Genomic DNA, 13,000 nt, shown 5'->3' on the forward strand with positions numbered 1-13,000 from the left:
TAAAAACTGATATGACAGCTGTTTTTTATTGCATGAATCAAAAAAATGTCAGTTTACACTCAACTTAATTTTCATTGTTAATTATTTAAAATACATAAAAACAATAAGTTAATTTTCAATAATGGTTTTATGTGGATGATCCGTCAATTTTTGTAAATCATCCCTATACCCACATGAAAAATCGGATGAATCTGGCGTTTTTACGTCTGATGGCTGAGATCTGGAATAATCTGGCTGAGTGTTTTGAGGTTAGCAGCTAGACTTAGGCCTGTGTGCCCGCAGCGCACACTTAAAATGTAACGATCATGAACGTCATGAAAAAGGAGTAAGTTATGCCTTATCAGAACCGCTCAGCGTTGCCTGACTCTGTTCGCAATGTCCTGCCGGCACATGCCCAGGACATTTATAAAGAAGCCTTTAACAGCGCCTGGGATGAGTATGCAAAGCCAAAAGATCGTCAGGGCGATGATTCCCGCGAAGAGACCGCGCATAAAGTGGCGTGGGCCGCGGTAAAACACAGCTATAAAAAAGGCGATGACGACAAATGGCATCCTAAAAAATCCTGATATCCGCCGCGGGTCGGGGGACGCCTGACCCGTTATCTCTCACATCCCCCGCATTTATTCTGTCTGTTTTGGTGTTATTTCCCTCTTAAATGTCAATGTTCTTACAATGTTCATAAAATAATCATTTTATTTTCGTTTTGTGATCGCTCTCAATCTTGATTGCAACGAAAGAAACGAATAAGGTTTCATCAGGCAGGGTGATAACAAAATTCCGAATCAAGCCTGCCAGCGCCTCAAGTTAAGGCGAAAACCGTCCGATAACTTGATCAGTCCAAAACCACGATAGCGGAGAACACAGCGTCAACAGCATGGCATGTTCAAAAGTAAGTCGTACCGAAGGGGGAATGAATGTTAACTCGAGATTTCCTGCGTAACGCAGATTGTAAAACAGCATTTGGCAGCATTGACGAATCGATGCTCCTGACCCCTGAACAACGTGCCGCCTCACTGAGCTGTACGCTGGCGCGTCGCCCCGATAACAGCCCGGTCTGGATCTTTGGCTACGGTTCGCTGATGTGGAATCCGGTTTTCGATTCCGAAGAGGCGCGGCCTGCCATTTTGCGCGGCTATCACCGTGCTTTCTGTTTACGTCTGACTTCAGGGCGGGGAACTCATGCGCAACCGGGCCGTATGCTGGCGCTGCGTGATGGCGGTCAGACCACCGGGCTGGCGTTCCGTCTGCCGGAAGACAAACTTCACGAAGAACTCGAATTGCTGTGGAAGCGTGAAATGCTGACCGGCTGCTATCGTCCGACCTGGTGCGAGTTAGAGCTCGATGATGGCCGCACGGTGACCGCGCTGGTGTTTATCATGGACTCCTCACACCCTCAGTATGAAGCGGATACCGATTATCAGGTTATTGCCCCTCTGATTGCTCAGGCCAGTGGCCCGCTTGGCACCAACGCGCAGTATTTGTTTGCCCTGGAAAAAGAGCTCAACAATTACGGAATGCGTGATGATTGTATGAGCGAACTGGTGAAACAGGTGCGGATGCTGCTGTCGGTCACTCCCGGCTTTGATGTGCCCGGCCTGAGTTAAAGAATTCTGCCTCATTCAAACTGCGCGGGTCCTCCGCGCAATCTTATACCCCCTGAATATTTCGCAGGCGGTTTTTGCTTATTACCTGCAAACAGCACTGACAACCTATCAGAACTGGGAGCAGGGCAGAGCGAAACCTAACCGGCAGGCCATTTTGCTGATAAAGTTGGTCGAAAAAGACCCGGCGACATTAGAGCGGCTGGCGGGTTTGGTATAGATATCGCGTATCTGGATGAGAGTGCGGAAGAAGTGCTGAGGGGAAAGCGTTCCCCCCGTTATGCTCTACACAGAGATCTTGCGTACGGTTTGCCCCGACACGGTTTCCTGCCCGTTCGGTCCGTAGAATTTCTGCGTCTGGCTGGCATTGAGGATAGCCAAAGCCTCGGTGTTATAGACAATCTGTTTGCCCAGTAACATGCCGTTATGGCGGTTAATCTGACTCAGCTTACTGGTCAGTTGCACGACTTCTTCCCACATTGCCGTGATTTCCGGCTGACGGTGCCCTTGTGGATCTAAGTAAGGCGCATTTTGTTTCAGGCGCTCGTCATGCTGACGACGCTGCTTATCAAGATAGTCTACCGTAGCTAACAGTGAGCTTTTCTGCTCGGTGATATGTTGCAGGGCAGCACCATTAACGCGGCCCGAGCAAAGTATCGTTTGTTCGTGATTAATCACTTGATCCAGAGCTTGCAACGTTTCAACCAAGGTAGTCATGGTCTTGATAAAGTTCTTCATCGGGCCTTAATACCTTCCAACTATCGTCTTTAATCCTGAAGCCTCAGTTTAAAGACCTTTGAGATAATCCTGCGTGTCCTGCAACAAAGCATCGGCAATTTTGCCGGTATCCATGGTCAGTTTGCCATCACGGATAGCTTGTTTCAGTTCGTCGACACGTGCCGTGTTGATGTCCTGAGCACTGGACTGAGTCAGAGACGCTTGCGCTGAACTCAGGGTCACCGCCGTACCGCTGGTGGTGGTGCCAGAAACAGTACCTTCTTTGCGCGCGGTCTGAACAGAAGCTTCAGAAGGGTCGCGCTGCTGGATCGAAGTTAAAGGTGAAACACCTTGCGTGCGATCGATAGCCATAATCTTTTCTCCGGTTAGGGTATTCAGGGCGGTTAATTAACACAAAAACCCTAAAAATGCCGTCGTGAGACGACTCTGATACGTTTGTTATCGACATGTGGCGAAATAACTTTAGTCTTTATTGCAACTTCTTGTCTAAAAGGAGTTGCAATACAGGGCTAAATCTCCACTGTCACAGAGCCGTCCGGGCCGACCATCCCGTTCACAATCACGCCTGACGGCATTCTGATCCGCACCGAGTCATTCGCTGCTGCATTATTCATCGCCTTTCCGGAACCCGACACATTAAATCCGCTGCCTGTTGCCTGAACCTGCACTTCCTGTCCTGCATGTACCATCCACGGACGCCGTAACATCGAAAGCGTTAACGGCTGACCAATGCTGATATTGCGCAGCGTAATCCCGTTAATCGCCTGTTTGCTGTCGAGAATGGCCTTCGGTGGCAACAAATCCAAACGTCCGGTTTTTTGCTGCAAATCCGTTTCTGCCAGATGCGCACCTGACGGCACATTCTTCGCCGCGACCCAGTAGGTGCCGCTGACCTGCACCTTGGTCTGCACGTAACTCTTTTGCCCGTTACAGTTCACCGCGACTGAAACATTGCCCCAGGTACGGCTGTTAGGCGAAAGCATAAATTGTGGTGACAAACACTGTGGCTGCCGCGCCGCGGGAGTGCTTATCAGCACCGTCACCTGCATTCCGCTTTGCGCATATTGCTGGCGGAAGAACTGCTGGATTTGCGAAGACAGCAGTGTATCGCTGTGTGCCGAAGCTGGCACGTTTTTGACCTGCTCGTTTTTCACGGGCAAAGACTGTGCATAGCTCACCGCACCGGATGTCGCACCCAGAAAGATGCAGCCCAGTGTGATACCCAAACGACGGATTCTCTGCCTGTTCATACGCAATTTACCTTTGTGCCAACTTACTACTGGCGACAAGTCTACGCGTACTTTTCAATTCCTAAAGGAACAAATAGCGGACGATTTTGCGCTTATTCAGACGATAGGCAGTTGACACTCGCATTTATGCTGTCGACTCCAAAATCTCACTTTGCGGAGGGCGCATGCTCGACAAATTGAACGCCGCACTACAGTTCCAACAGGAAGCGCTCAACCTGCGTGCCCAGCGGCAAGAAATACTTTCAGCCAATATTGCCAACGCCGACACCCCAGGGTATCAGGCGCGCGATATCGATTTCGCCAGTCAGTTGCAGAAGGTGATGGAGCAGGGGCGCGCGAGTGGCAGCGGTATGTCTTTAGCGCTGACATCCGATCGCCATATTCCGGCTTCGAACGTCCAGCCTGCAGATATGGATCTGATGTACCGGATCCCTGACCAGCCATCAGCCGACGGTAACACGGTCGATATGGACCGTGAACGTACTAATTTCGCGGATAACAGCGTGCGCTATCAGACCGATCTGACCGTCCTCGGCGGCCAAATCAAAGGGATGATGTCGGTGCTGCAAGGATAATAACCCATGTCAATGCTCGGTATTTTTGATATCGCCGGTTCTGCGCTTGCCGCGCAGTCTCAGCGCCTGAACGTCAGCGCCAGTAACATGGCCAACGCCGACAGTGTGACCGGCCCTGATGGCCAGCCGTACAAAGCGAAGCAGGTGGTTTTTCAGGTGGATGCGGCACCTGGTCAGGAAACGGGCGGCGTGAAAGTGGCGCAGGTCGTTGATGATCCGTCTCCGGATCGCCTGGTCTTCCAGCCGGGCAATCCGATGGCGGATGCCAAGGGCTATGTGAAGATGCCAAACGTAGATGTGGTCAGCGAAATGGTGAACACCATCTCCGCTTCCCGCAGTTATCAGGCCAACGTCGAAGTGCTTAACACCACCAAGTCGTTGATGATGAAAACCCTCACTCTGGGGCAATAGCGGAGCGAACCATGGCCATAACCACGTCGATTAATGACACCACAGACAACACCACGATCACCGGCACCAGTTCCGGCGGTTCGTCCACCACAGGTGCCAGTTCTGCCGATGATTTATCCAGCAGTTTCCTGACGCTGTTAGTTGCACAGCTTAAAAACCAGGATCCGACCAACCCGATGGATAACAGTCAGCTGACCAGCCAGCTGGCACAGATCAGCACCGTGAGCGGGATTGAAAAACTCAATACCACACTCGGCAGCATTTCGGGACAAATCACCAGCGGTTCTTCCGTACAGGCCAGCTCCCTGATTGGTCACGGCGTGATGGTTTCCGGCAGCGCCATTCTGGTCGGCAGCGATACAGACGGCACCGTCAGCACCACACCATTCGGTTTCGAGCTGGAAACAGCCTCGGATACCACCACGGCCACCGTCAGCGATTCTACCGGCAAAGTGGTGAAAACCATCTCGCTGGGCGGTCAGACCGCCGGTGTTCACAGTTATACCTGGGACGGCACGCAGGACGATGGCACCAAAGCACCGGATGGCGGCTACACCTTCAGCATCAATGCCCTGAACAACGGTCAGCAAATGGTCGCGACACCGCTTAACTATGCGCTGGTCAATGGTGTCACCACCAGTTCATCAGGCACCACAGCGCTGGATCTCGGGGTGCGGGGAACCGCTTCCGTCGATTCAGTTCGCCAGATCTTGTAAGCGAAACACTAAGACCGCTCTCTCCCCCTTTGCAGGGAGAGGAGCTGAAAACACTACACACAGTAAATGGAGCTAACATGAGCTTTTCACAAGCAGTCAGCGGTCTCAGCGCGGCATCCACCGACCTGGACGTGATCGGTAACAACATCGCCAACTCCGCCACCGTGGGTTTCAAAACAGCGACCGCTTCATTCGCCGATATGTTTGCCGGTTCTCAGGCAGGCATGGGCGTTAAAGTCGCGGCTGTTACGCAAAACTTTAACGATGGCACCACGACCAACACCTCACGTGGCCTGGACGTGGCTCTGAGCGGCAACGGTTTCTTCCGTCTGGCCGACAGCAGCGGCACAGTTTATTACTCGCGTAACGGCCAGTTCTCCCTTGATGCTAACCGCAATCTGGTGAACGCGCAGGGTCTGAGCGTGACGGGTTATCCGGCAACGGGTACACCACCGACCATCGCCGCCGGTGCGCAGCCTACCGCGCTGAGCGTTCCGACCACCATGATGAGTGCGAAAGCCACTACCGCAGCCACCATGGTCGCTAACCTGAACTCTACCGACACGGCTATTCCGGCGGCGAAGACGTTCAATGCTAACGACGACACCACGTACAACTACGTCAACAGCATCACCACCTATGACTCTCAGGGTAACGCGCACGATAACAACGTGTACTTCGTGAAAACCGCGTCTAACACCTGGGATTTGTACTCCCTCGACAGCAGCGTGGCCGGTTCTGCCGCCACCAAAATGGGTACGCTGAAATTTGATACCAGCGGCGCACTCGCCAGCGCAACCCAGGCTGACGGTACGGTCAACGCCAACGGTTCTCTGCCAATCGTGATGAATACCTCCACCAACGGCACCGTGACGCCGCAGTCTGTTGGCCTGAACTTCACCGGCAGTATCCAGCAGAGCACCGGCAGCGACAGCATCGGTTCCCTGACGCAGGACGGTTACGCCGCAGGTCAGATGACCGGTTACACCATCAATGATGACGGCACCATCACCGGAACTTACTCCAACCAGAAAACGCAGCTGCTGGGACAAATTGTCCTGAGCTCCTTCTCTAACCCGGAAGGTCTGCAATCTGAAGGGAACAACGTGTGGACGGCAACCTCTTCCTCCGGTCAGGCCGTGAACGGCGTGGCGGGTGCGGGTGGTTTCGCCAGCATGACCAGTGGCGCGCTGGAATCTTCCAACGTCGATCTGAGTGCCGAACTGGTGAACATGATCGTTGCTCAGCGTAACTATCAGTCGAATGCGCAAACCATCAAAACTCAGGACTCCATCCTGAACACGCTGGTTAACCTGCGTTAAGACGCTCTTTTTTACTTTGAGAACAGGGCAGCACTATGGATCACGCTATCTACACCGCGAGCGGCGCCGCGAGCCAGACACTGGTTCAGCAGTCGGTCACGTCAAGCAACCTTGCTAACGCCAATACACCCGGCTTTCGCTCGCAACTTTTAGCCATGCGCGCGGTGCCGGTGGAAGGTCAAAGCCTGCCGACCCGTACGCTGGTCACGGCGTCCACGCCGGGCGCTGATATGACGCAAGGCAAACTTAACTACACCGGCCGTCCGCTGGATGTGGCTTTACAGCAGGACGGTTTCCTTGCGGTGCAGATGCCTGATGGCACTGAAGCTTATACCCGTAACGGTGACATGCAGGTGTCACCGACTAACCAGCTGACCGTACAAGGTCATCCGGTAATGGGGGACAACGGCCCGATCGAGGTTCCGCCGAATTCACAGCTCACGATTTCTGCGGACGGCACTATCGCCGTGCTCGAAGCCGGCGCTGACCCGAACACCATGGGGCAGCTCGGTAAGCTCAAGCTGGTGAAAGCCGCGAACAGCGAAGTGACCCGTGGCGACGACGGCATGTTCCGTCCGACCCCGGCCACGGCGCTGGCGCGTGGTGCCGCTTTACAGGCCGACCCGACCATTCACGTGATGCCGGGAACACTTGAAGGCAGTAACGCGGATCCGGTGTCGACCATGGTTGACATGATTGCCAACGCCCGTCGCTTTGAGATGCAGATGAAAGTCATCCACAGCGTCGATGAAAATGAACAGAGTGCCAACAATCTGCTGTCAATGAGCTGATGATGGCAGAGGAGTAATGACATGATCCCATCGCTGTATATTGCGAAAACCGGTCTGGATGCCCAGCAGACCAACATGGACGTCATCGCCAACAACCTGGCGAACGTCAGCACCAACGGCTTTAAACGCCAGCGTGCGGTATTCGAAGACCTGCTTTACCAGACTGTCCGCCAGCCAGGTGCGCAGTCTTCTGAGCAGACCAACCTCCCATCGGGTTTGCAGATTGGTACCGGTGTGCGTCCGGTGTCGACTGAACGTCTGTTCTCGCAGGGCAACCTGTCGCAGACCAGCAACAGTAAAGACATCGCTGTCAAAGGCGAAGGTTTCTTCCAGGTGCAGCTGCCGGACGGTACCACCGCGTATACCCGCGACGGTTCTTTCCAGGTGGATCAGAACGGTCAGCTGGTGACATCCAGCGGCTATCAGGTGATCCCGGCGATCACTATTCCGACCAATGCGCTGAGCATGACGGTCGGTCGTGACGGTATCGTCAGCGTGACCCAGCAGGGCCAGACGGCGGCACAACAAGTCGGCCAGCTGACGCTGAGCACCTTCATCAACAACAGCGGTCTGGAATCCATGGGTGAAAACCTTTATCAGGAAACCCAGAGCTCCGGCGCGCCAACCGAAAGTACTCCGGGACTTAACGGTGCCGGCCTGCTGTATCAGGGTTATGTCGAAACCTCGAACGTCAACGTGGCGGAAGAGCTTGTCAACATGATCCAGACGCAGCGCGCTTACGAAATCAACAGTAAAGCCGTGTCGACTTCGGATGAAATGCTGCAGAAACTTTCGCAGCTGTAAGTGTTTAGTACGTCATAACTTTCTAGTACGTCATTTCTTTTTGTACGTAATAACAAAGTGAAAGTGGCTGTCGCAGGTTCGGGCAGCCACAAAAAACAAGAGGACTGGGGCCTGACGGCATCAGTCCTGAACCGGTTCAGATCCCTACCAGGTCGATTTTTTTAAGGCGAAACTGTGGTGAGCAAAAAAATAACGTCGGTAATGACTTCTTATACAGACCGACCAGGCAAGCTGGTGCTGCCGCTGTTAATCACGTTACTGGCGAACGGCTGCGCGTATATGCCGCATACCCCGCTGGTACCCGGAACCACCACAGCGACCCCTGCGCCCGCCGCACCGCCGGTGCCTAACGGTTCGATTTTCCAGTCCGTTCAGCCGATGAACTATGGTTATCAGCCTCTGTTTGAAGACCGCCGTCCACGTAACGTCGGGGATACTCTGACCATCGTCTTACAGGAAAACGTCAGTGCGAGCAAAAGCTCCTCGGCGAACGCCAGCCGCAACGGATCAACCACCTTTGGTGCGGCCACTACGCCGCGTTATCTGGAAGGGCTGTTCGGCAATGCCCGCGCCGATCTGGATATGTCCGGCGGCAATACCTTCGCCGGTAAAGGTGGCGCAGCGGCGAATAACACCTTCAGCGGCACGCTGACCGTGACGGTCGCGGAAGTGCTGGCTAACGGCAACCTGAAAGTTGTCGGTGAAAAACAAATCGAAATTAATCAGGGAACCGAATTCATCCGGTTCTCCGGTGTGGTCAACCCGCGCACCATCAGTGGTTCAAACGCCGTTATCTCCACGCAGGTGGCAGATGCGCGCATCGAATACGTGGGTAACGGCTACATCAATGAAGCGCAGAACATGGGCTGGTTGCAGCGGTTCTTCCTAAACTTATCGCCGTTATAACGAGGCAATCATGCGAAAACTACTTTCCGGTGTTATCTGTCTGGCGATGTCCGCCCTGGTGGTACTGCCCGCATCCGCCGACCGTATTCGTGATCTGACGACGGTACAAGGCGTGCGTGATAACGCCCTGATCGGCTACGGCCTGGTGGTCGGCCTCGACGGAACCGGTGACCAGACCACGCAGACACCGTTCACCACTCAGACCCTGACCAACATGTTGTCCCAGTTAGGGATAACCGTTCCGGCCGGGACCAACATGCAGCTAAAAAACGTGGCCGCTGTAATGGTGACCGCCAAAATGCCGGCATTCTCGCGCGCCGGTCAGGCGATTGACGTCGTCGTTTCCTCCATGGGTAACGCCAAAAGTATTCGCGGCGGCACCTTGCTGATGACGCCGATGAAAGGCGTGGATAACCAGGTTTACGCACTGGCACAGGGTAACGTGCTGGTCGGTGGGGCGGGTGCGTCTGCCGGTGGCAGCAGCGTGACGGTTAACCAGGTGTCCGGCGGTCGAATTACCGGCGGTGCGACCATCGAGCGCGAACTGCCAAGTACCTTCGGCACGGAAGGCGTGATCAACCTGCAACTTAATGATGAAGATTTCAATCTGGCGCAGCAGGTCAGCGACGCCATCAACCGTCAGGGGATGGGCACGGCGTCAGCGCTCGATTCCCGTAATATTCAGGTTATCGTGCCGCGTGGTAACACTTCTCAGGTGCGCATTCTGGCGCAGATTCAAAATATCGAAGTCAACGTCGGGCCAATGGATGCGAAAGTCATCATCAACTCCCGTACCGGCTCGGTGGTCATGAACCGTGATGTGACGCTCGACAGTTGTGCGGTCGCTCAGGGCAATCTTTCTGTGGTGGTAGATCGTCAGAACGATGTCAGCCAGCCAAACACACCGTTCGGTGGCGGTCAGACCGTCGTGACACCTAACACCAATATTTCCGTGCGTCAGTCCGGCGGTTCTATTCAGCAGGTGCGCTCCAGCGCCAGCCTGAACAACGTGGTCCGTACCCTGAACGCGTTAGGCGCCACGCCTATCGATCTGATGTCCATCCTGCAGGCCATGAAAACAGCCGGCTGCCTGCGTGCTGATTTGGAAATTATCTGATGAGCGATCTGATGTCGATGTCCGGTGCTTTCGACCCGCAAGGAGCGGCGTACGATGCCAATTCCCTCAACAAACTGAAGCGGGATGTGGGGCAAAATCCGCAGGCGCATCTCAAAGAAGTAGCGAAACAGTTTGAAGGCGTATTTGTCCAGATGATGCTGAAAAGTATGCGTCAGGCATTGCCGCAGGGGGGGATCCTCGACAACCAGTCCACCAAACTTTATACATCGATGTACGATCAGCAAATTGCGCAGGACATGTCCGACAAAGGGTTGGGCATGGCCGATATGATGGTGGAACAGCTGACCGGCGGCTCTAAACAGCCATCCGAACTGTCCGGTACGGTGCCGATGGCGCTTGACGGTGAAGTGCTGAAAAGCATGCCGGTGCAGGCGATGGAACAGTATCTGCGTAAAGTCATTCCGTCTGCTCCGGACCGGACCACCGGCGGTGCGCCTTTACCTGCCGACAGCGGACAGTTTGTGTCCAGCCTGAGTATTCCGGCGCAGGTGGCCAGTAAAGACAGCGGGATTTCACATCAGCTGATCATGGCGCAGGCCGCGCTGGAATCCGGCTGGGGACAGCGCGAAATTCCGACCTCCGATGGCAAACGCAGCTTCAACCTGTTTGGCATCAAAGCGGGCAGCAGTTGGGACGGCCCGACCACCAATATCACTACCACCGAATACACCAACGGCGTGGCGAAAAAAGTCCAGGCCAGTTTCCGCGTTTACGGTTCTTACGTGGAAGCCATCAGCGACTACATCAAACTGCTGACCAGCAACCCGCGTTACGCCCAGGTCGCCTCCGCCAATACCCCTGAACAAGCCGCGCATGAACTGCAACGAGCAGGCTATGCCACCGACCCGAATTATGCCGACAAACTGGTCAGCGTTATTCAGAAAATTAAAGGGGCAGGCGAGCAGGCGGTTAAGGCGTATGGCCATGATTTAAAAGATATCTTTTAGATCCCCAAATCCTCGTTTTTTTTCTCAAGTTTTGGCGGTGCAGGCCGATAACCAGATCAGAATGGGAAAAGGGGAAAGCCCCGATTCAGTTCCCTTAATTACACGGTGGTAAAAAAAGTCACCGGCAGACAAAAGGTCACTCATGTCCAGTAGCTTAATTAATACCGCAATGAGCGGACTGAACGCAGCGCAGGCCGCGCTCAGTACCACCGGGAACAACATCGCTAACGTCAGTGTGGCGGGCTATAACCGTCAGACGGCGATCATCACCCAAAGTAACGGCAACTCCACTTCTGCCGGTTACATCGGTAACGGTGTGACGGTGACGGGTGTGAACCGTGAATACAATTCCTTTGTGGTGACTCAGTTGCTTGGCGCCAGCGCCACCGGCAGCGCGCTCTCAACACAACTGGATCAGGCAAGCTCGATTGATGACCTGCTGGGCGACAGCTCCACCGGCATCGACGCCACCATGTCCACCTTCTTCAAAGGCCTGCAAACCCTGACCAGCAATGCCAGCGACAGCTCGGCACGTCAGGCGGTACTGGGCGAAGCGCAGGGCTTAACCGCGCAGTTCAACAGTTCAGCGAAATACCTGAACGACATGAACACGGCGGTGAATCAGCAGATCACGCAAAACGTTGATCAGATCAACACCTATGCGGCGCAGATTGCCAAACTGAACACGCAGATCACGGCAACCCGTGGCAGCACCGGTCAGGAACCTAACGCACTGCTCGATCAGCGTGACCAGCTGGTCAGCCAGCTGAACAACATTACCGGTGTGACCGTGACTCAGCAGGACGGCGATACGTACAACGTCTCCTTTGCTAACGGCACGCCACTGGTGAGCGGCGGCAACTCTAAAACGGTCGTGGCGGTGGCTTCAAGCGAAGATCCGTCCAAACTGACTGTTGGCATGACCCAGCCTGACGGCACCGTTTCTGAAATTCAGGAAAGCCGTCTGACCACCGGATCTCTCGGCGGCACGCTGGCATTTCGCAAAGACAACCTCGAACCGGCCATTAACCAGCTCGGGCAACTGGCGCTGACCTTCTCCGACGCGTTCAACAGCACCAACAAAGCCGGTTTTGACCTCAACGGTGACGCAGGGACAGATTTCTTCTCTTATACCGGCGCTACAACCGTAGGTAACACCAAAAACACCGGCACCGCTGATGTCAGCGTGGCATACAAAGACACCACTGCGGTAAAAGCCAGCGATTACACCATGGCCTATAACGGTACCAGCTGGGATGTGACCCGCGTATCCGATGGCGCCAAAATCACGCCAACGGCAGGCACTGACAGCAGCGGCAATCCGACCATGGAATTCGACGGGTTATCGGTTTCCGTCTCCGGCACGCCATCCACCAATGACAGCTTCACCGTCAAAACCGTCAGCAACGTGGCGGGAAGTATGGGTGTGGCTATTACCGACTCCTCACTGATTGCCGCTGCCAGCGCAGCAGACAGCGGTGTGAGTGATAATACCAACGCGCAGAAATTACTGAATTTGCAGACCGCTAAAGTGGTGGAAGGCAAGTCAACGCTGTCCGGCGCTTACGCCAGTCTGGTGAGCAACGTCGGGAACCAGGTGGCGACGCTGACGACCACCAATACCGCACAAAGCAATATCGTGACGCAACTGACGACGCAACAGCAGTCTATTTCCGGGGTAAACCTCGATGAGGAATACGGCGACCTGCAACGTTATCAGCAATATTATCTGGCTAACGCGCAGGTGGTGCAGACCGCATCCACCATTTTTGACGCCATTATTAATCTTCGCTGATCTTTG

Annotated in this window: 15 protein-coding genes and 1 pseudogene; 13 read left to right on the forward strand and 3 right to left on the reverse strand. The window is 54.4% G+C overall.

Going from position 1 to position 13,000, the window contains the following annotated elements:
- Window positions 1–332: 332 nt before the first annotated feature.
- From chaB to J1778_RS24675, 3 genes and pseudogenes are all read left to right on the forward strand, one after another.
- On the forward strand, window positions 333–566 hold the full coding sequence (chaB, locus tag J1778_RS24035) for a putative cation transport regulator ChaB (protein WP_217175275.1): 234 nt from the start codon (window positions 333–335) through the stop codon (window positions 564–566).
- Between the two features lie 348 nt (window positions 567–914).
- Entirely contained in the window at window positions 915–1,604 is a 690-nt protein-coding gene (locus J1778_RS24040) for a gamma-glutamylcyclotransferase (protein WP_112289793.1), read from the forward strand.
- A gap of 52 nt (window positions 1,605–1,656) precedes the next feature.
- Window positions 1,657–1,821 (forward strand): annotated as a pseudogene (locus tag J1778_RS24675) (helix-turn-helix domain-containing protein); the annotation flags it as partial.
- Window positions 1,822–1,886: 65 nt separating this feature from the next.
- Here J1778_RS24675 and J1778_RS24045 read toward each other — a convergent pair.
- The 3 genes from J1778_RS24045 to flgA all read right to left on the reverse strand — a co-directional run bounded on the left by J1778_RS24045 (window position 1,887) and on the right by flgA (window position 3,589).
- Window positions 1,887–2,339 carry a flagella synthesis protein FlgN gene (locus J1778_RS24045; protein ID WP_217175276.1) on the reverse strand — a complete coding sequence of 151 codons (453 nt, stop codon included), beginning with the start codon at window positions 2,337–2,339 and terminating at the stop codon, window positions 1,887–1,889.
- A gap of 48 nt (window positions 2,340–2,387) precedes the next feature.
- Entirely contained in the window at window positions 2,388–2,690 is a 303-nt protein-coding gene (gene flgM, locus J1778_RS24050; RefSeq protein ID WP_112289796.1) for a flagellar biosynthesis anti-sigma factor FlgM, read from the reverse strand.
- Window positions 2,691–2,848: 158 nt separating this feature from the next.
- Window positions 2,849–3,589 carry a flagellar basal body P-ring formation chaperone FlgA gene (gene flgA, locus J1778_RS24055; protein ID WP_217175277.1) on the reverse strand — a complete coding sequence of 247 codons (741 nt, stop codon included), beginning with the start codon at window positions 3,587–3,589 and terminating at the stop codon, window positions 2,849–2,851.
- A gap of 164 nt (window positions 3,590–3,753) precedes the next feature.
- Between flgA and flgB the strand changes: the two genes are divergently transcribed.
- The 10 genes from flgB (at window position 3,754) to flgK (ending at window position 12,994) form a co-directional block, all read left to right on the forward strand.
- Complete coding sequence (gene flgB, locus J1778_RS24060) at window positions 3,754–4,164, forward strand: flagellar basal body rod protein FlgB (protein WP_112289799.1); 411 nt, start codon at window positions 3,754–3,756, stop codon at window positions 4,162–4,164.
- 6 nt (window positions 4,165–4,170) lie between these two features.
- The gene (flgC, locus tag J1778_RS24065) at window positions 4,171–4,575 is read left to right on the forward strand and encodes a flagellar basal body rod protein FlgC (protein ID WP_112289801.1); all 405 of its coding nucleotides are present in this window, start codon (window positions 4,171–4,173) and stop codon (window positions 4,573–4,575) included.
- An 11-nt stretch (window positions 4,576–4,586) separates the two neighbouring features.
- Window positions 4,587–5,291 (forward strand): flagellar hook assembly protein FlgD, encoded by a 705-nt coding sequence (flgD, locus tag J1778_RS24070; RefSeq protein ID WP_217175278.1) that lies wholly within the window; start codon window positions 4,587–4,589, stop codon window positions 5,289–5,291.
- A 77-nt stretch (window positions 5,292–5,368) separates the two neighbouring features.
- Window positions 5,369–6,613, forward strand: coding sequence for a flagellar hook protein FlgE (gene flgE / locus J1778_RS24075; RefSeq protein WP_217175279.1), 1,245 nt, complete (start codon window positions 5,369–5,371; stop codon window positions 6,611–6,613).
- 35 nt (window positions 6,614–6,648) lie between these two features.
- The gene (locus tag J1778_RS24080; RefSeq protein ID WP_112289805.1) at window positions 6,649–7,404 is read left to right on the forward strand and encodes a flagellar basal body rod protein FlgF; all 756 of its coding nucleotides are present in this window, start codon (window positions 6,649–6,651) and stop codon (window positions 7,402–7,404) included.
- Between the two features lie 21 nt (window positions 7,405–7,425).
- Complete coding sequence (gene flgG, locus J1778_RS24085) at window positions 7,426–8,208, forward strand: flagellar basal-body rod protein FlgG (protein ID WP_217147966.1); 783 nt, start codon at window positions 7,426–7,428, stop codon at window positions 8,206–8,208.
- Between the two features lie 201 nt (window positions 8,209–8,409).
- On the forward strand, window positions 8,410–9,114 hold the full coding sequence (locus tag J1778_RS24090) for a flagellar basal body L-ring protein FlgH (RefSeq protein ID WP_217175376.1): 705 nt from the start codon (window positions 8,410–8,412) through the stop codon (window positions 9,112–9,114).
- Between the two features lie 10 nt (window positions 9,115–9,124).
- Window positions 9,125–10,231, forward strand: a complete 1,107-nt coding sequence (locus J1778_RS24095; RefSeq protein WP_217175280.1) for a flagellar basal body P-ring protein FlgI — start codon at window positions 9,125–9,127, stop codon at window positions 10,229–10,231.
- Window positions 10,231–11,199 (forward strand): flagellar assembly peptidoglycan hydrolase FlgJ, encoded by a 969-nt coding sequence (flgJ, locus tag J1778_RS24100; RefSeq protein ID WP_217175281.1) that lies wholly within the window; start codon window positions 10,231–10,233, stop codon window positions 11,197–11,199. Before J1778_RS24095 ends, flgJ begins: the two co-directional genes overlap by 1 nt.
- 142 nt (window positions 11,200–11,341) lie before the next feature.
- Window positions 11,342–12,994: a flagellar hook-associated protein FlgK gene (gene flgK / locus J1778_RS24105; RefSeq protein ID WP_217175282.1), complete on the forward strand. Its 1,653-nt coding sequence runs from the start codon at window positions 11,342–11,344 to the stop codon at window positions 12,992–12,994.
- Window positions 12,995–13,000: the final 6 nt, after the last annotated feature.

Origin of the sequence: Rahnella bonaserana (assembly GCF_019049675.1) — a bacterium.
Classification (GTDB): Bacteria; Pseudomonadota; Gammaproteobacteria; order Enterobacterales; family Enterobacteriaceae; genus Rahnella; species Rahnella bonaserana.